The sequence below is a fragment of the Pseudomonas sp. CM25 genome (assembly GCF_013179705.1).
Taxonomy (GTDB): domain Bacteria; phylum Pseudomonadota; class Gammaproteobacteria; order Pseudomonadales; family Pseudomonadaceae; genus Aquipseudomonas.
On sequence record NZ_JABMCW010000025.1, the window covers coordinates 14,914 to 32,049 of the forward strand.

A 17,136-nucleotide genomic window follows, 5' to 3' on the forward strand; every position below is an offset into this window, starting at 1 on the left:
CTCATTGCACCAGTCAAGGGCGCCTCGGCGCCCTTTCTCTATTGCTTTAGCCTGTGCCTGCCTCTTCGCGGTGAACCCGCTCCTGGGGTTAGGTGATAGATGTTTGTGTGCGGCGGTGCGGCGATCCGATTACCCGCAAAGAGGCCAGATCAGACAATGCAAAAACAGCAGACGAAAAAAAGCCCGCCAGTGTGAGAGCGGGCCAAAGGACCTACGAAGATTCTTCTAGCGACCAACTAGCTTCCACGATAGGTCGAATAGCTGTACGGCGAAATCAGCAGCGGCACGTGGTAGTGCTCTTGCTGTTCATCGATACCAAAGCGCAGCACCACAACGTCCAGGAACGCCTGGGCCGGCAGCTGCACGCCGCGGGCGCGGTAGTAATCACCAGCGCTGAACTGCAACTGGTAGACACCGCTGCGATAGTCGTCACCCTGCAGCAGCGGCGCGTCGACGCGGCCATCGCTGTTGGTCAGGGCGGTGTTCACCAGCTCCAGCTGCTGGCCTTCGACGCGGTACAGCTCGACCTTGATCGAGCTGCCGGGGCAGCCATGCGCGGCATCCAGTACGTGTGTGGTCAAACGTCCCATTGCTTGTCGCCTCTTGTTCAATCTGTGGGCAAAAAATACACGGCCATCACCACGCCAAAGGGCCTGCGATGTGCGGGAATGACGCTATTAAGACATTCCGATGCAAAATTGTACACAATTTTTTGGGCCCTTCTTGCGCTCCTCCCCGATCATGCCCATAAACGACCCATCGGTCGCAAATACACGCTGCGTGCCGACGTCAACATCATTAGCTGACCGATCAGGCAGGTTTCTTGCACTGTATTTCCAGAGCGCTGCGAAGCGACAAAAGGGAAGAAATGCGGAAAAACAGGCTTACAAAAGATTTCAGAAGTTGTATACAATCAGCCCATCCGGTGGTGCGACATACCGACGCGGCCCGCCCACCACCCGCACTAACGCACAAGAAGGAAGACTGCAGTGAGCGCTGACTACCCTCGCGACCTGATCGGTTACGGCAACAACCCTCCTCACCCGCACTGGCCGGGCAACGCTCGCATCGCGCTGTCTTTCGTTCTCAACTACGAAGAAGGTGGCGAACGCAACATCTTGCACGGTGACAAGGAATCCGAAGCCTTCCTGTCCGAGATGGTTGCCGCCCAGCCGCTGCAGGGTGCGCGCAACATGAGCATGGAGTCGCTGTACGAGTATGGCAGCCGTGCCGGTGTGTGGCGCCTGCTGAAGCTGTTCAAGGACAGCGGCGTGCCGCTGACCGTGTTCGCCGTGGCCATGGCCGCCCAGCGCCACCCCGACGTGATCCGTGCCATGGCCGAAGCCGGCCACGAAATCTGCAGCCACGGCTACCGCTGGATCGACTACCAGAACATGGACGAGGCCCAGGAGCGCGAGCACATGCTCGAAGCCATCCGCATCCTCACCGAAATCAGCGGCAAGCGCCCGGTGGGTTGGTACACCGGCCGCACCGGCCCGAACACCCGCCGCCTGGTGATGGAAGAAGGTGGTTTCCTGTACGACAGCGACACCTATGACGACGACCTGCCCTACTGGGAGCCGAACAACCCCACCGGCAAGCCGCACCTGGTGATCCCCTACACCCTCGACACCAACGACATGCGCTTCACCCAGGTACAGGGTTTCAACTGCGGCGAACAGTTCTTCCAGTACCTGAAAGACGCGTTCGATGTGCTGTACGCCGAAGGCGCCGAAGCACCGAAAATGCTCTCCATCGGCCTGCACTGCCGCCTGGTGGGCCGCCCGGCGCGCCTGGCCGCGCTGAAGCGTTTCATCGACTACGCCAAAAGCCATGACCAGGTCTGGTTCGCCCGTCGTGAGGACATCGCCCGCCACTGGCACGCCACCCACCCGTACAAGAAAGAGACCGCCTGATGACCGCTTTCAAAACCCTCAAGCCTTCCACCCTGGGCCGTGACGCCTTCGTCGAGGCGTTCGCCGACATCTACGAGCACTCGCCGTGGGTTGCCGAAAAAGCCTATGACCTGGGGCAACTGGCTGAACTGGACGAGATCGAGGCGCTGCACCAGCGCATGAGCGACATCCTGCTCAGCGCCAACCACTCCGACCAGCTGGCGCTGATCAACGCTCACCCGGACCTGGCCGGCAAGGCCGCCGTCCAGGGCGAGTTGACCGAATCGAGCACCAATGAGCAAGCCGGCGCCGGTATCCACCAGTGCACCGCCGAAGAGTTCGCCCGTTTCACCGAGCTGAACGATGCCTACAAGGCCAAGTTCCAGTTCCCGTTCATCATGGCGGTGAAGGGCAGCAACCGGCACCAGATCCTGGCCGCCTTCGAAAAACGCATCCACAACGATGCCGATGCCGAATTCAAGGAAGCCCTGGCGCAGATCAACCTGATCGCCCTGTTCCGCCTGCTGCAGTTGTAAGCGACAGCCGAACCTTTTTCAGTACAACGAACATATAAGAGAGACCCGCATGCGCACCCTGATGATCGAGCCCCTGACCAAAGAAGCCTTTGCCCAGTTCGGAGACGTGATCGAAACCGACGGCAGCGACCACTTCATGATCAACAACGGCTCGACCATGCGCTTTCACAAGCTCGCCACGGTCGAAACCGCCGAGCCTGAAGACAAGGCGATCATCAGCATCTTCCGCGCCGACGCGCTGGACATGCCGCTGACCGTGCGCATGCTGGAACGCCATCCGCTGGGCAGCCAGGCTTTCATTCCGCTGCTCGGCAACCCCTTTCTGATCGTGGTCGCGCCAGTTGGCGATGCACCTGTATCAGGTTTGGTCCGCGCCTTCCGCAGTAATGGCAGGCAGGGCATCAATTACCATCGCGGCGTCTGGCACCACCCGGTGCTGACGATCGAAAAGCGGGATGACTTCCTGGTGGTTGATCGCAGTGGTTCTGGCAACAACTGCGATGAGCATTACTTCACCGAGGAACAAATGCTGGTCCTCAATCCCCACCAATAAGAGAAGGTCGGTCATCCGGGTTTCGACCTGAACGGTGACTGGCAGAGGTACATACTGTGGAAGCACACCTTCACGAATGGCTGAACCTGAGCATTCGCTGGGTTCACATGATCACCGGTGTCGCCTGGATCGGTGCATCGTTCTACTTCGTCTGGCTGGAGAACCACCTGAACCGAAGCAACCCGCGCGATGGGTTGTCGGGTGATCTCTGGGCGATTCACGGCGGTGGTATCTACCACCTGGAGAAATACAAGCTCGCACCCCCGAAAATGCCCGAGAACCTGCACTGGTTCAAATGGGAAGCCTACTTCACCTGGATGTCCGGTATCGCCCTGCTGTGCGTGGTGTTCTACTGGAACCCGGCGCTGTACCTGCTGGCCCCTGGCAGCACCCTGAGCGGCGCCGAAGGTGTGGCCATCGGTATCGGCTCGCTGGTCGCCGGCTGGTTCATCTACGACTTCCTGTGCGACTCGCCTCTGGGCAAGAAGCCAGCGCTGCTCGGCGGTGTCCTGTTCGTGCTGATCATTGCTGCATGCTGGGGCTTCAGCCTGGTGTTCAGCGGCCGTGGTGCGTACCTGCACACCGGCGCGATCATCGGCACCATCATGGTCGGCAACGTGTTCCGCATCATCATGCCGGCCCAGCGCCAGCTGGTGGCGGCGATCGAGAACAACCAGACACCTGACCCGGTACTGCCGGCCAAGGGCCTGCTGCGCTCGCGTCACAACAACTACTTCACCCTGCCGGTGCTGTTCATCATGATCAGCAACCATTTCCCGAGCACCTACGGTAGCCAGTACAACTGGCTGATCCTGGCTGGCATTGCAGTGGCCGCGGTACTGATCCGCCACTACTTCAACACCCGCCATGACAGCAACAAGTACGCCTGGACCCTGCCCGTCGGCGCCCTGGCAATGATCTGCCTGGCCTATGTCACCGGCCCGAAACCGATGGCCGTAAGCCCGGAGCAAGCCGCAGCGAAGATCGAGTACCAGCCGCTGCCGGCGACCGCCGTAGGTGGCAAGACCGCTGCCGAGCAGCGCGCCGAGGACGCCGCCAAGGCTGCCGAAGCACCCGCCGCTGAAGCCCAGGCTCCTGCCCAGGCCACGGCGCAGGTTGGCGGTGACGCTTTCGACAAGATCCACAATGTCATCCAGGAACGCTGCACCGTGTGCCACTCGTCCAAGCCGACCAGCCCACTGTTCAGCGCGGCCCCTGCCGGCGTGATGTTCGACACCCCGCAGCAGATCCAGGCCCAGGCCGCGCGCATTCAGGCGCAAGCGGTCGCCAGCCAGATCATGCCGCTGGGCAACATCACCCAGATGACCACCGAAGAGCGCAAGCTGGTCGGTGACTGGATCGCCAAAGGCGCCCCGGTGAACTGATACACAACTCTCGGGATCTCGCCGCTCCTGTGGGAGCGGGTTCACCCGCGAAGAGGCCGGTATTGCCGGCCTCGGTTTCAAGCCATACGCAACAAGCTAGCATCGAGCGTTCAGACTCAAGCGGGAATTCCAGGCTCTCTTCACCGGGAGCCTGCCGCTTGGGCCTGCCGCTTGGATCCGAGAATAAAAACAAAACTCGAGGTGCTGCATGTCCGAGTCACGCAAGGCGTACATCCCTGTTGCGCCGCCGCGAGAACCTCTGCCCTTGTTCCAACTGATACTGGTTGGCCTGCAACACGTCCTGCTGATGTACGGTGGCGCAATCGCTGTGCCGTTGATCATCGGTCAGGCCGCCGGTTTGTCCCGTGAAGAAGTCGCTTTCCTGATCAACGCCGACCTGCTGGTCGCTGGCGTCGCCACCATCATCCAGTCATTCGGTATCGGCCCGGTGGGCATCCGCATGCCGGTGATGATGGGTGCCAGTTTTGCTGCCGTCGGCAGCATGGTGGCCATGGCCGGCATGCCGGGCGTAGGCCTGCAGGGGATTTTCGGTGCAACCATCGCCGCCGGTTTCTTCGGCATGCTGATCGCGCCGTTCATGTCCAAGGTCGTACGCTTCTTCCCGCCACTGGTCACCGGCACGGTGATCACCTCGATTGGCTTGTCACTGTTCCCGGTGGCAGTCAACTGGGCCGGTGGCGGCCATGAAGCGGAAGCCTTCGGTTCGCCAATCTACCTGATGGTAGCCGGCCTGGTGCTGGCGGTAATCCTGCTGATAAACCGCTTCATGCGTGGCTTCTGGGTCAACGTGTCGGTGCTGGTGGGCATGGGCCTGGGCTACATCCTGGCCGGTTCCATCGGCATGGTCGATCTGTCCGGCCTGAGCGACGCACCGTGGGTGCAAGTGGTAACCCCACTTCACTTCGGCATGCCGACCTTCAGCCTGGCGCCGATCCTGTCCATGTGCCTGGTGGTGGTGATCATCTTCGTCGAGTCCACCGGCATGTTCCTGGCCCTGGGCAAGGTGACCGATCGCGAAGTTACCCCAGGCATGCTGCGTCGCGGCCTGCTGTGCGATGCCGGTGCATCGTTTATCGCCGGGTTCTTCAACACCTTCACCCACTCCTCGTTCGCCCAGAACATCGGCCTGGTGCAGATGACCGGGGTGCGCTGCCGGTTTGTCACGATCGTCGCCGGTGCACTGCTGATCGTGCTGAGCCTGCTGCCCAAGGCGGCCTTCCTGATTGCCTCGATCCCGCCTGCCGTACTGGGCGGCGCCTCCATTGCCATGTTCGGCATGGTCACCGCCACCGGGATCAAGATTCTGCAGGAAGCGGACATCGGCGACCGCCGCAACCAGTTGCTGGTTGCCGTGAGTGTCGGCTTCGGGCTGATCCCCGTGGTGCGTCCGGAGTTCTTTGCGCAGATGCCGCAGTGGATGGAACCCATCACCCACAGCGGTATTGCCATGGCCACGGTCAGTGCCCTGGTGTTGAACGTGTTGTTCAACATCCTCGGTGGCGCCGATCGCGCTGTGCACAACGACGCCTGTCACCAGCACTGAGTCGCAGGGCGGCGCAACGCCGCCCTTTCTCCCCTTTGCATTGATCGCAACACCGTCGGCCCGCCGGAATGGGCCGCCCGGGGCGCCTGCGCGCCAAAAAAATCCAACAAAAACAATAAGTCCGGGAACCACAACATGAAACGCATCGCATCAAGTCTCTTGCTGGGCAGCAGCCTGCTGGCCACCCTCCCCGCTCACGCTGGCGAATGGCTGCAGTGGCACGGCGAAAGCCTGACCTACCTGTACGGCAAGGATTTCAAGGTCAACCCGAGCATCCAGCAGACGGTGACCTTCGAGCACGCCAACAAATGGAAGTACGGCGACACCTTCATGTTCGTCGACAAGATTTTCTACAACGGCAAGCCCGACCCGGGCAAAGGCGTGACCACCTACTACGGCGAGTTCAGCCCGCGCCTGTCGTTCGGCAAGATCTTCGACCAGAAGCTTGCCTTCGGCCCGATCAAGGACGTGTTGCTGGCCATGACCTACGAGCGTGGCGAGGGCGATAACGAGGCCTACCTGATCGGCCCAGGCTTCGACCTGGACATCCCCGGTTTCAACTACTTCACCCTCAACTTCTACGTGCGCAACACCGAGGGCAGCCGCCCCGGTGACAATGTCTGGCAGATCACCCCCGGTTGGTCGTACACCATCCCCGTGGGCAGGTCAGACATTCTGATCGACGGCTACCTGGACTGGGTCACCGACAACGACCAGACCCGCCGCGGCACCTATCACGCCAACCTGCACATCAACCCGCAGGTCAAATACGACCTGGGCAAGGCGCTGAACCTGGGCGCCAAACAGCTTTATGTCGGCTTTGAATACAGCTACTGGAAGGACAAATACGGCATCGACAGCCGCGGTAACCTGGACAGTAACCAGAGCGTCGCCAGTGCCCTTGTCAAGGTACACTTCTAGAAAGTTGACCAAACGCACAAGTTTGTATCACCCCGCTCCAGGACGGAGCACTTGAGGCCCGGCGCGCAAGCCAGTAATCTGCGCGCCCCCTCGATCAGGGCAGAACGGATTCTGCCTGCGTTTACTGACCGCTCAGTCAATGAATACGGGCGGTTGGCCAACGTGTTGCCAGCCTGAAAGACCCTTTTCATCCGTTCAGAACGAAGTCGAGCAGGAAGGTTTTGCCAACCCGGAAAAGTTGGCCCAACCCTTGCCAAACAGCTGTGGCCTATCGAAAAAAGCTGACCCGAAAGACAAGAACAGCGCCACCACCGAGCGCTGACAACAGATCAACCAAGGGAGCGACACTCGCGATGCGTACCATCAATAGCCTGATCCTCGCCGGCGGCCTGCTGGCCTGCGGCGCCACCCAAGCCGACGACCTGCTGCAGTGGCAGAACAACAGCCTGACCTACCTGTGGGGCAAGAATTTCAAGGTCAACCCGGCGATCCAGCAGACGGTCACCTTCGAGCACGCTGACGGCTGGAAATACGGCGACAACTTCATCTTTGTCGACAAGATCTTCTACCAGGGGCAGAAAGACGCAGGTAACGGCCCGAACACCTACTACGGCGAGATCAGCCCGCGCCTGTCGTTCAACAAGATCTTCGACCAGAAGCTGGAATTCGGCCCGGTCAAGGACGTGCTGCTGGCGATGACCTACGAGTTTGGCGAGGGTGACACCGAAAGCTACCTGATCGGCCCCGGCTTCGACCTGGCCATCCCCGGCTTCGACTACTTCCAGCTGAACTTCTACAACCGCACCACCGATGGCAGCCGCGCCGGCGACAACGTGTGGCAGATCACCCCGGTATGGTCGTACACCATCCCGGTCGGCGATTCCGACGTGCTGATCGATGGCTTCATGGACTGGGTGGTGGACAATGACGAGAACCGCCGCGGCACCTACCAGGCCAACTTGCACTTCAACCCGCAGATCAAGTATGACCTGGGCAAGGCGTTGCACCTGGGCGAGAAACAGCTGTACGTGGGTGTGGAGTACGATTACTGGAAGAACAAGTACGGCATTAAGGACAGCGATGCCTTTACCACTGACCAGAACACCATGAGCTTCCTGGTCAAGGTGCACTTCTGACCTGATTGCGGGGGTCGCTTTGCGGCCCATTCGCGGGTAAACCCGCTCCCACAAGTTCCGCGCCGGGCTCAATGCAGGCGCTGCACCTGTGGGAGCGGGTTTACCCGCGAACCGGGGCAACGCCCCGGCCATGCGCACTAGCTGGCCGGCCGCACCAGCCGCCAAAGCTTGCTGGCCACCGCCACCACTGCCAGCACCACGGCACCGGCCACCACCCCGGCCACGCCGTTGAGCAGCGCCCCGGTCAGCGCCGCGCCGCGCCCTTCGCTGAATGCCTCGATGGCGTGATGCAAAGGCGCGATGCCATGCACCAGAATCCCGCCGCCTACCAGGAACATGGCCGCGGTGCCGATCACCGACAGGCTCTTCATCATGTATGGCGCCGCCCGCAGGATGCCGTTGCCGAGCCCCTGCGCCAGGCGCGATGCCTTGGTAGTCATCCACAACCCAAGGTCATCCAGCTTGACGATGCCGCCGACCAGCCCGTAAACGCCAATGGTCATGACAATGGCGATGCCCGACAGCACGATGATCTGCTGGGGCAGCGGCGAGTCGGCGACGATGCCCAGGGTAATGGCGATGATTTCCGCCGACAGGATGAAATCAGTGCGCACCGCGCCTTTGATCTTGGCCTTCTCGAAGGCCACCAGGTCAACACTGGCATCCGCCACCGCCTCCTTGCGTGCCTCGTGTTGCGCCGCGTCATCCTCCTTGCTGTGCAAGAACTTGTGGGCCAGCTTCTCGAAGCCTTCAAAGCACAGGTACGCCCCGCCCAGCATCAGCAACGGCGTCACCGCCCAGGGGATGAAGGCACTGATCAGCAGCGCCGCCGGCACCAGGATGGCCTTGTTCACCAGCGAGCCCTTGGCCACCGCCCATACCACCGGCAGTTCGCGGTCGGCACGCACTCCGGTGACCTGCTGGGCATTGAGCGCCAGGTCGTCGCCCAATACACCTGCGGTCTTTTTTGCCGCGACCTTGGTCATCAGCGAAACGTCGTCCAGCAAGGTGGCGATGTCGTCGATCAGTACCAGTAGACTGCTTCCTGCCATGTTGAGCTGTTTCCAAATGTGTGAATGAGCGGGAGTCTAGCCCAAAGCCGCTGCCTTGAGCGCCCGTCGAGCCCGGTGCTACCATGCCCGATCCCTCTTAGAGGTGGCCAGACACGAGGAAGATCCCTGACCATGAGCACCATTCGCGAGCGCAACAAGGAACTGATCCTGCGCGCGGCCAGCGAGGAATTCGCCGACAAGGGCTTCGCCGCCACCAAGACCAGCGATATCGCGGCCAAGGCCGGCCTGCCCAAGCCGAACGTGTATTACTACTTCAAGTCCAAGGACAACCTCTACCGCGAGGTCCTGGAGAGCATCATCGCGCCGATCATGCAGGCATCCACGCCGTTCAATGCCGACGGCGATCCGAAAGAAGTGCTGAGTGCGTACATTCGCTCGAAGATTCGCATTTCGCGGGACCTGCCCCATGCGTCCAAAGTGTTTGCCAGCGAAATCATGCATGGCGCGCCGCACCTGTCGCCGAACCAGGTGGAACAGCTGAACGAACAGGCCCGTCACAATATCGAGTGCATCCAGCGCTGGATCGACCGCGGGCAGATCGCCCACGTCGATGCCCACCACCTGATGTTCAGCATCTGGGCAGCGACGCAGACGTACGCGGATTTCGACTGGCAGATTTCGGCAGTGACCGGCAAGGCCAAGCTGGCTGACAGTGATTATGATGCGGCGGCCGAGACCATCATTCGCATGGTGCTCAAGGGTTGTGAGCCAGAGGTGGCCTGACAGGGCCAGTGGGGCTGCTTTGCAGCCCATGCCGGCAAGCCAGCTGCCACAGGTCCTCCACAGACCTGAAGATCGGTGAAGCACCTCTGGGAGCCAGCTTGCAGAAAACCATACAATCTCCCGCAGGGCCATCACAGATCTGACTGTGGTGTCCCTGTGGGAGCTGGCTTGCCGGCGATGAGGCCAGAACAGGCAATAAAGGTTTAAGCTGCTACACCCGCATCCGCCCGCAACCCCACCTCCTCGATCGCACTGATCGCACACTGCTCGTCGATATCCGACGTATCGCCGCTGATCCCTACCGCACCCAGCACCTTGCCATCCTGATCACGAATCAGCACCCCACCCGGTGCCGGCACCACCGGCCGTTCCCCCAACCCGTTAAGCGCAGCAAAGAACGCCGGACGCTGCTGTGCATCCAGTGCCAGCAAACGCGAGCCCTTGCCCAGTGCAATCGCCCCCCAGGCCTTGCCCGTGGCCACCTCGGGCCGGATCAGGCTGGCACCATCCTCGCGCTGCAGCGCCAGCAGGTGCCCGCCGGCATCCAGCACCGCCACGGTCAGCGGCGCGGCGTTGATCTTGCGGCCCGCTGCCAGCGCGGCATTGACCAGGCTGACGGCGAGTTTCAGGTTCAAAGCATTCATGCAAAAGGTCCTCTTCTTGTTGTGAGAAGCCCTGAGGGCAGTTGAAAACCGATCACACAAATAGAACACAACGAACAGTATTTTTGTATACAATATTTTCAAATGATCGTATGCGATAGCGCAAACCCCTGTTTTCACGGGCGCTCAGACGAAAGCCAGCTGACCCGATGAAAACCCATTGACCTAAACCGTCAGGCGTGAATACACTCTGTCGCAAAGCAAGTTGTATACAATTACAAAATCGATGAGGCACAACCCATGAGCAAAATGAGAGCAATCGATGCGGCCGTTCTGGTCATGCGCCGTGAAGGTGTAGATACCGCGTTCGGCATCCCAGGGGCTGCCATCAACCCGTTGTACTCGGCCCTGAAGAAAGTCGGTGGCATCGATCACGTCCTCGCTCGCCACGTCGAAGGTGCCTCGCACATGGCCGAGGGCTACACCCGTGCCAACCCAGGCAACATCGGCGTGTGCATCGGCACTTCCGGCCCGGCCGGCACCGACATGGTCACCGGCCTGTACAGTGCCGCTGCCGACTCCATCCCGATCCTCTGCATCACCGGCCAGGCCCCACGTGCGCGTCTGCACAAAGAAGACTTCCAGGCTGTCGACATCACCAGCATCGTCAAGCCGGTCACCAAGTGGGCCACCACCGTTCTGGAGCCAGGCCAGGTGCCTTACGCCTTCCAGAAGGCCTTCTACGAAATGCGTACCGGCCGCCCAGGCCCTGTGCTGATCGACCTGCCGTTCGACGTGCAGATGGCCGAAATCGAATTCGACATCGACGCCTACGAGCCACTGGCAGTCAACAAGCCGTCCGCCACTCGCGTTCAGGCCGAAAAAGCCCTCGCCATGCTCAATGACGCCGAGCGCCCACTGCTGGTAGCCGGCGGCGGCATCATCAACGCCGACGCCAGCGACAAGCTGGTCGAGTTTGCCGAACTGACCGGCGTACCGGTGATCCCGACCCTGATGGGCTGGGGCACCATCCCGGATGACCACGCACAAATGGTCGGCATGGTCGGCCTGCAGACCTCGCACCGCTACGGCAACGCCACCCTGCTGAAATCCGACCTGGTGTTCGGTATCGGCAACCGCTGGGCCAACCGCCACACCGGCTCCGTCGACGTCTACACCGAAGGCCGCAAGTTCGTGCACGTCGACATCGAACCGACCCAGATTGGCCGCGTGTTCACCCCGGACCTGGGTATCGTTTCCGATGCTGGCAAGGCGCTGGACATGTTCCTCGAAGTGGCCCGCGAGTGGAAAGCCGCTGGCAAGCTGAAAGACCGTGCCGCCTGGCTGGAAGACTGCCAGCAGCGCAAGGCCAGCCTGCAGCGCAAGACCCACTTTGACAACGTGCCGGTGAAACCGCAGCGCGTGTACGAAGAAATGAACCAGGTGTTCGGCAAAGACACCTGCTACGTCAGCACCATCGGCCTGTCGCAGATTGCCGGCGCGCAGTTCCTGCACGTGTACAAACCACGCCACTGGATCAACTGCGGCCAGGCCGGCCCGCTGGGCTGGACCATCCCGGCAGCCCTGGGCGTGGTGAAAGCCGATCCGAAGCGCAAGGTTGTAGCGCTGTCGGGTGACTACGACTTCCAGTTCATGATCGAAGAACTGGCAGTGGGCGCGCAGTTCAACCTGCCATACGTCCACGTACTGGTGAACAACGCCTACCTGGGCCTGATCCGCCAGGCGCAGCGTGGCTTCGACATGGATTACTGTGTACAACTGGCGTTCGAGAACATCAACTCGACCGACGCCGCCAGCTACGGTGTGGACCACGTAGCCGTGGTCGAAGGCCTCGGCTGCAAGGCCATCCGCGTATTCGAGCCGGCCGAAATCGCCCCTGCCCTGCTCAAGGCGCAGAAGATGGCCGAAGAGTTCCGCGTACCGGTGGTTGTCGAAGTGATTCTCGAGCGTGTCACCAACATTTCGATGGGTACCGAGATCAACGCGGTCAACGAGTTCGAAGACCTGGCCCTGGTCGGCAACGACGCGCCTACCGCGATCTCGATGCTCGACTGAATGCCTGACGCCCCCGCGCCAGCACGGCCGGGGGCTCTATTCTGCAAGGAGACAACCATGCCTCGCTTCGCTGCCAACCTGTCCATGCTGTTCACCGAACAGGACTTCCTGGCCCGCTTCAAGGCTGCCGCAGACGCTGGTTTCAGCGGCGTCGAGTACCTTTTCCCGTATGACTTCAGCGCCGCCGAAATCAAGCAGCAGCTGGACGCCAACGGCCTGACCCAGGTGCTGTTCAACCTGCCGGCGGGCGACTGGGCCAAGGGCGAACGTGGCATCACCTGCCACCCCGACCGCGTCGAAGAGTTCCGCGCCGGGGTCGACAAGGCCATCGAATACGCCAAGGTGCTCGGCAACACCCAGGTCAACGCCCTGGCCGGCATTCGCCCGCAAGGCCTGCAGTGCGCCGACGTGCGCAAAACCTTCGTCGACAACCTCAAGTATGCCGCCGACAAGCTCAAGGCCGCCGGGATCCGCCTGGTCATGGAAATGATCAACACCCGCGACATCCCGGGCTTCTACCTGAACACCACCCAGCAGGCCCTGGAAATCCAGGCCGAAGTGGGCAGCGACAACCTGTTCCTGCAGTACGACATCTACCACATGCAGATCATGGAAGGTGACCTGGCTCGCACCATGGAAACCAACCTGAAGCTGATCAACCATATCCAGCTGGCCGACAACCCCGGCCGCAACGAGCCAGGCACCGGCGAGATCAACTACCGCTTCCTGTTCGAGCACCTGGACCGCATCGGCTACCAGGGCTGGGTGGGCGCGGAATACAAGCCGCTGACCACCACTGAAGCCGGCCTGGGCTGGCTGAAGACCCACAACGCAATCTGAAGGCTGCTCACACCCTGTGACACACAATTGACCTTGTGGGACCGGGTTCACCCGCGAACACCGGCAAAGCCGGTGCCATCCACCGCGGTGCCTGCTTCGCGGGTAAACCCGCTCCCACAGGAGTTTTGTGTCCAACAGGAGGACTGTGCTGCCCTGTTCCATCGAGATTCAACAAATACAACGAGGTAATCTCTCATGGCTAAAATCGGTTTCATCGGCACCGGCATCATGGGCAAGCCCATGGCCCAGAACCTGCAAAAAGCAGGTCACAGCCTGTTCGTTTCCACTCACCACGACGCCGCCCCTGCCGACCTGATCGCAGCCGGTGCAGTGGCCCTGGCCAACCCTAAAGAAGTTGCCCAGGAAGCCGAATTCATCATCGTCATGGTCCCCGACACCCCACAGGTCGAGGCCGTACTGTTCGGTGAAAACGGCGTGGCCGAAGGCGTCGGCCCGAACAAGGTAGTGATCGACATGAGCTCGATCTCGCCGACCGCCACCAAAGCCTTCGCCGAAAAAATCAAGGCCACCGGCGCCGCCTACCTGGACGCCCCGGTGTCCGGTGGTGAAGTCGGTGCCAAGGCCGCGACCCTCAGCATCATGGTCGGTGGCTGCCCGAAAGCCTTCGAGCGCGCACTGCCGCTGTTCGAAGCCATGGGCAAGAACATCACCCGCGTGGGCGGCAACGGCGACGGCCAGACCGCCAAGGTCGCCAACCAGATCATCGTCGCCCTGAACATCCAGGCCGTCAGCGAAGCACTGCTGTTCGCCGCCAAGAACGGCGCCGATCCTGCCAAGGTGCGTGAAGCACTGATGGGCGGTTTCGCCTCGTCGAAAATCCTCGAAGTGCATGCCGAGCGCATGATCAAGGGCACCTTCGACCCAGGCTTCCGCATCAACCTGCACCAGAAAGACCTGAACCTGGCCCTGCAGGGCGCCAAGGAACTGGGCATCAACCTGCCCAACACCTCCAACGCCCAGCAAGTGTTCAACACCTGCCAGGCCCTGGGTGGCGGCAACTGGGACCACTCGGCGCTGATCAAAGGCCTGGAGCACATGGCCAACTTCTCGATCCGCGGCGACAAGTAATTCGAATTCGGGGGCTGCTGCGCAGCCCGATCGCCGGCAAGCCAGCTCCCACAGGGACCGCACAATCCCTCAATCCTGTGCTGTACCTGTGGGAGCTGGCCTGCCCGCGATGAATTCCACACCGATGAACCTGCGACCACAGGCTCATAAGGTGACACCGAGCAACACCCGCCCCTGGTTCGGCCTGCACGGAGGCAGTTCCAGGGGCGTTTTTGATTCTGCAGAACAACAATAACTGGGAGCCTGCCATGTCGGTCGATCCGCAAAAAATTCTCCGCGAGCTGTTCGACACAGCCATCGCTGCCGCCCACCCCCGCCAAGTCCTCGAACCCTACCTGCCCGCCGACCGTAGCGGCCGGGTCATCGTCATCGGCGCCGGCAAGGCCGCAGCCGCCATGGCCGAAGTGGTCGAGAAAAGCTGGCAGGGCGAAGTCTCTGGCCTGGTCGTGACCCGTTATGGCCACGGCGCCAACTGCCAGAAGATCGAAGTGGTCGAAGCCGCCCACCCGGTCCCTGATGCCGCCGGCCTGGCCGTGGCCAAGCGCGTGCTGGAGCTGGTCAGCAACCTCAACGAAGACGACCGCGTCATCTTCCTGCTGTCTGGCGGTGGCTCGGCGCTGCTGGCCCTGCCTGCCGAGGGCCTGACCCTGGCGGACAAGCAGCAGATCAACAAGTCGCTGCTGAAATCCGGCGCCACCATCGGCGAGATGAACTGCGTACGCAAGCACCTCTCGGCGATCAAGGGCGGCCGCCTGGCCAAGGCCTGCTGGCCGGCCACGGTCTACACCTATGCGATTTCCGATGTACCCGGCGACCTCGCCACGGTAATTGCCTCCGGCCCCACCGTGGCCGACCCGAGCACTTCGGCCGATGCGCTCGCCATCCTCAAGCGTTACAACATCGAAGCACCGAAAGCCGTTATCGACTGGCTCAACAACCCCGCATCGGAAACCGTCAAGGCCGATGACCCGGCCCTGGCCCGCAGCCACTTCCAGTTGATCGCCAAGCCCCAGCAGTCGCTTGAGGCAGCGGCGGTCAAAGCCCGTCAGGCCGGTTTCAGCCCGCTGATCCTCGGCGATCTGGAAGGTGAATCGCGCGAAGTGGCCAAGGTGCACGCCGGTATCGCCCGGCAGATCGTCCAGTACGGCCAGCCTTTGAAGGCGCCCTGCGTAATCCTGTCCGGCGGCGAAACCACCGTGACCGTACGCGGCAATGGCCGTGGCGGGCGCAACGCCGAGTTCCTGCTCAGCCTCACCGAAAGCCTCAAAGGCCTGCCGGGCGTGTATGCCCTGGCCGGTGATACCGACGGCATCGACGGCTCGGAAGAAAACGCCGGCGCCTTCATGACCCCAGGCAGCTACGCCCGCGCCGAGGCCCTGGGCCTGTCGGCCAGCGACGAGTTGGACAACAACAACGGCTACGGCTACTTCGCCGCACTGGATGCGCTGATCGTCACCGAGCCGACCCGCACCAACGTCAACGACTTCCGCGCCATCCTGATCCTCGAGACTGCCCAATCATGACGCCTGATAAAAAAGTCAAAATCCTCGCCACCCTTGGCCCTGCGATCAATGGCATCGATGACATCCGCCAGCTGGTCGAAGCCGGGGTGAACATCTTCCGCCTCAACTTCAGCCACGGCGAACATGCCGACCACGCCCTGCGCTACCAGTGGATCCGTGAAGTCGAGCAGCAGCTCAACTACCCGCTGGGCATCCTCATGGACCTGCAAGGGCCAAAGCTGCGCGTCGGCCGTTTTGCCGAGGGCAAGGTGCAGCTGCAACGCGGCCAGGCGCTGCGCCTGGACCTGGACAAAACCCCGGGCGACTGCCACCGGGTCAACCTGCCACACCCGGAAATCATCGCCGCGCTGGAGCCGGGCATGGACCTGCTGCTGGACGATGGCAAGCTGCGCCTGCGGGTTACCGCCAAGCACAGCGACGCCATCGACACCGAAGTGCTGAACGGTGGTGAGCTGTCCGACCGCAAGGGCGTCAACGTGCCGCAAGCGGTACTCGATCTGTCCCCGCTCACCGAAAAAGACCGCCGCGACCTGGCCTTCGGCCTGGAACTGGGCGTGGACTGGGTGGCCCTGTCATTCGTGCAGCGCCCGGAAGACATCGTCGAGGCGCGCCAGCTGATTGGCGACCGCGCCTACCTGATGGCCAAGATCGAAAAACCTTCGGCGGTCGAGCAACTGCAAGCCATCGCCGAACTGGCAGATGCGATCATGGTGGCCCGTGGCGACCTGGGCGTGGAAGTACCGGCCGAAAGCGTGCCGCAGATCCAGAAGCGCATCATCGCTACCTGCCGCCAGCTGGGCAAACCGGTGGTGGTGGCCACGCAGATGCTCGAGTCCATGCGCTTTTCGCCCGCCCCGACCCGTGCCGAAGTCACCGACGTGGCCAACGCCGTGGCCGAAGGTGCCGATGCGGTCATGCTGTCAGCCGAGACGGCCTCGGGTGACTACCCGCTCGAAGCCGTGCAGATGATGAGCAAGATCATCCGTCAGGTAGAAAACGGCCCGGACTACCAGGCCCAGCTGGATGTTGGCCGGCCGAAGGCCGAGGCTACCGTGTCGGACGCCATCAGCTGCGCGATTCGCCGCATCAGCGGCATCCTGCCGGTGGCGGTGCTGGTCAACTACAGCGAGTCGGGCGCCTCTACCCTGCGTACTGCGCGCGAGCGACCACGGGCACCGATCCTCAACCTGACGCCGAACCTGAACACCGCGCGCCGCCTG

At 61.9% G+C, this 17,136-nt stretch carries 16 protein-coding genes; 13 read left to right on the forward strand and 3 right to left on the reverse strand.

Going from position 1 to position 17,136, the window contains the following annotated elements; genetic code table 11:
- Positions 1 to 236: 236 nt before the first annotated feature.
- Complete coding sequence (gene uraH, locus HP546_RS04830; protein ID WP_016711727.1) at positions 237 to 590, reverse strand: hydroxyisourate hydrolase; 354 nt, start codon at positions 588 to 590, stop codon at positions 237 to 239.
- A 399-nt stretch (positions 591 to 989) separates the two neighbouring features.
- On the opposite strand from uraH, the gene puuE reads away from it, so the two are divergent.
- The 7 genes from puuE to HP546_RS04865 all read left to right on the forward strand — a co-directional run bounded on the left by puuE (position 990) and on the right by HP546_RS04865 (position 7,990).
- Entirely contained in the window at positions 990 to 1,916 is a 927-nt protein-coding gene (puuE, locus tag HP546_RS04835; RefSeq protein ID WP_172220419.1) for an allantoinase PuuE, read from the forward strand.
- A complete protein-coding gene (uraD, locus tag HP546_RS04840; RefSeq protein WP_172220422.1) occupies positions 1,916 to 2,431 on the forward strand; it encodes a 2-oxo-4-hydroxy-4-carboxy-5-ureidoimidazoline decarboxylase in 516 nt (171 codons plus the stop codon). Before puuE ends, uraD begins: the two co-directional genes overlap by 1 nt.
- Before the next feature lie 49 nt (positions 2,432 to 2,480).
- The gene (locus HP546_RS04845) at positions 2,481 to 2,984 is read left to right on the forward strand and encodes an ureidoglycolate lyase (protein WP_172220425.1); all 504 of its coding nucleotides are present in this window, start codon (positions 2,481 to 2,483) and stop codon (positions 2,982 to 2,984) included.
- Positions 2,985 to 3,040: 56 nt separating this feature from the next.
- Positions 3,041 to 4,369 carry a urate hydroxylase PuuD gene (locus HP546_RS04850; RefSeq protein ID WP_172220428.1) on the forward strand — a complete coding sequence of 443 codons (1,329 nt, stop codon included), beginning with the start codon at positions 3,041 to 3,043 and terminating at the stop codon, positions 4,367 to 4,369.
- Positions 4,370 to 4,577: 208 nt separating this feature from the next.
- Positions 4,578 to 5,933 carry a nucleobase:cation symporter-2 family protein gene (locus tag HP546_RS04855; protein WP_172220431.1) on the forward strand — a complete coding sequence of 452 codons (1,356 nt, stop codon included), beginning with the start codon at positions 4,578 to 4,580 and terminating at the stop codon, positions 5,931 to 5,933.
- Between the two features lie 135 nt (positions 5,934 to 6,068).
- Positions 6,069 to 6,854: an outer membrane protein OmpK gene (locus HP546_RS04860; RefSeq protein ID WP_172220434.1), complete on the forward strand. Its 786-nt coding sequence runs from the start codon at positions 6,069 to 6,071 to the stop codon at positions 6,852 to 6,854.
- Between the two features lie 353 nt (positions 6,855 to 7,207).
- Positions 7,208 to 7,990, forward strand: a complete 783-nt coding sequence (locus HP546_RS04865; RefSeq protein WP_172220437.1) for an outer membrane protein OmpK — start codon at positions 7,208 to 7,210, stop codon at positions 7,988 to 7,990.
- A 137-nt stretch (positions 7,991 to 8,127) separates the two neighbouring features.
- On the opposite strand, the gene HP546_RS04870 is transcribed toward HP546_RS04865, so the two are convergent.
- Positions 8,128 to 9,042, reverse strand: coding sequence for a DUF808 domain-containing protein (locus HP546_RS04870; RefSeq protein WP_172220440.1), 915 nt, complete (start codon positions 9,040 to 9,042; stop codon positions 8,128 to 8,130).
- A gap of 132 nt (positions 9,043 to 9,174) precedes the next feature.
- On the opposite strand from HP546_RS04870, the gene HP546_RS04875 reads away from it, so the two are divergent.
- On the forward strand, positions 9,175 to 9,786 hold the full coding sequence (locus HP546_RS04875; RefSeq protein ID WP_014590197.1) for a TetR/AcrR family transcriptional regulator: 612 nt from the start codon (positions 9,175 to 9,177) through the stop codon (positions 9,784 to 9,786).
- Positions 9,787 to 9,989: 203 nt separating this feature from the next.
- Here the strand turns inward: HP546_RS04875 and HP546_RS04880 are convergent, their stop codons facing one another.
- Complete coding sequence (locus HP546_RS04880) at positions 9,990 to 10,430, reverse strand: heme-binding protein (RefSeq protein WP_172220443.1); 441 nt, start codon at positions 10,428 to 10,430, stop codon at positions 9,990 to 9,992.
- Positions 10,431 to 10,688: 258 nt separating this feature from the next.
- Between HP546_RS04880 and gcl the strand changes: the two genes are divergently transcribed.
- From gcl to pyk, 5 genes are all read left to right on the forward strand, one after another.
- Positions 10,689 to 12,464: a glyoxylate carboligase gene (gene gcl, locus HP546_RS04885; protein ID WP_172220446.1), complete on the forward strand. Its 1,776-nt coding sequence runs from the start codon at positions 10,689 to 10,691 to the stop codon at positions 12,462 to 12,464.
- A gap of 57 nt (positions 12,465 to 12,521) precedes the next feature.
- The gene (gene hyi / locus HP546_RS04890) at positions 12,522 to 13,304 is read left to right on the forward strand and encodes a hydroxypyruvate isomerase (protein ID WP_172220449.1); all 783 of its coding nucleotides are present in this window, start codon (positions 12,522 to 12,524) and stop codon (positions 13,302 to 13,304) included.
- Between the two features lie 195 nt (positions 13,305 to 13,499).
- Positions 13,500 to 14,393 carry a 2-hydroxy-3-oxopropionate reductase gene (locus tag HP546_RS04895; protein WP_172220452.1) on the forward strand — a complete coding sequence of 298 codons (894 nt, stop codon included), beginning with the start codon at positions 13,500 to 13,502 and terminating at the stop codon, positions 14,391 to 14,393.
- Positions 14,394 to 14,641: 248 nt separating this feature from the next.
- On the forward strand, positions 14,642 to 15,916 hold the full coding sequence (locus HP546_RS04900; protein ID WP_172220456.1) for a glycerate kinase: 1,275 nt from the start codon (positions 14,642 to 14,644) through the stop codon (positions 15,914 to 15,916).
- On the forward strand, positions 15,913 to 17,136 hold a 1,224-nt coding region (gene pyk, locus HP546_RS04905; RefSeq protein ID WP_172220459.1), incomplete at its 3' end, for a pyruvate kinase. The genes HP546_RS04900 and pyk, both read left to right, overlap by 4 nt.

Excerpts from the sequence above, each read along its gene's own strand:
- uraH (WP_016711727.1), bottom strand. The coding sequence starts at position 590 with ATGGGACGTTTGACCACACACGTACTGGATGCCGCGCATGGCTGCCCC.
- uraD (WP_172220422.1), top strand. The coding sequence starts at position 1,916 with ATGACCGCTTTCAAAACCCTCAAGCCTTCCACCCTGGGCCGTGACGCC.
- HP546_RS04845 (WP_172220425.1), top strand. The coding sequence starts at position 2,481 with ATGCGCACCCTGATGATCGAGCCCCTGACCAAAGAAGCCTTTGCCCAG.
- HP546_RS04855 (WP_172220431.1), top strand. The coding sequence starts at position 4,578 with ATGTCCGAGTCACGCAAGGCGTACATCCCTGTTGCGCCGCCGCGAGAA.
- HP546_RS04860 (WP_172220434.1), top strand. The coding sequence starts at position 6,069 with ATGAAACGCATCGCATCAAGTCTCTTGCTGGGCAGCAGCCTGCTGGCC.
- HP546_RS04865 (WP_172220437.1), top strand. The coding sequence starts at position 7,208 with ATGCGTACCATCAATAGCCTGATCCTCGCCGGCGGCCTGCTGGCCTGC.
- HP546_RS04870 (WP_172220440.1), bottom strand. The coding sequence starts at position 9,042 with ATGGCAGGAAGCAGTCTACTGGTACTGATCGACGACATCGCCACCTTG.
- HP546_RS04875 (WP_014590197.1), top strand. The coding sequence starts at position 9,175 with ATGAGCACCATTCGCGAGCGCAACAAGGAACTGATCCTGCGCGCGGCC.
- HP546_RS04880 (WP_172220443.1), bottom strand. The coding sequence starts at position 10,430 with ATGAATGCTTTGAACCTGAAACTCGCCGTCAGCCTGGTCAATGCCGCG.
- gcl (WP_172220446.1), top strand. The coding sequence starts at position 10,689 with ATGAGCAAAATGAGAGCAATCGATGCGGCCGTTCTGGTCATGCGCCGT.
- hyi (WP_172220449.1), top strand. The coding sequence starts at position 12,522 with ATGCCTCGCTTCGCTGCCAACCTGTCCATGCTGTTCACCGAACAGGAC.
- HP546_RS04895 (WP_172220452.1), top strand. The coding sequence starts at position 13,500 with ATGGCTAAAATCGGTTTCATCGGCACCGGCATCATGGGCAAGCCCATG.
- HP546_RS04900 (WP_172220456.1), top strand. The coding sequence starts at position 14,642 with ATGTCGGTCGATCCGCAAAAAATTCTCCGCGAGCTGTTCGACACAGCC.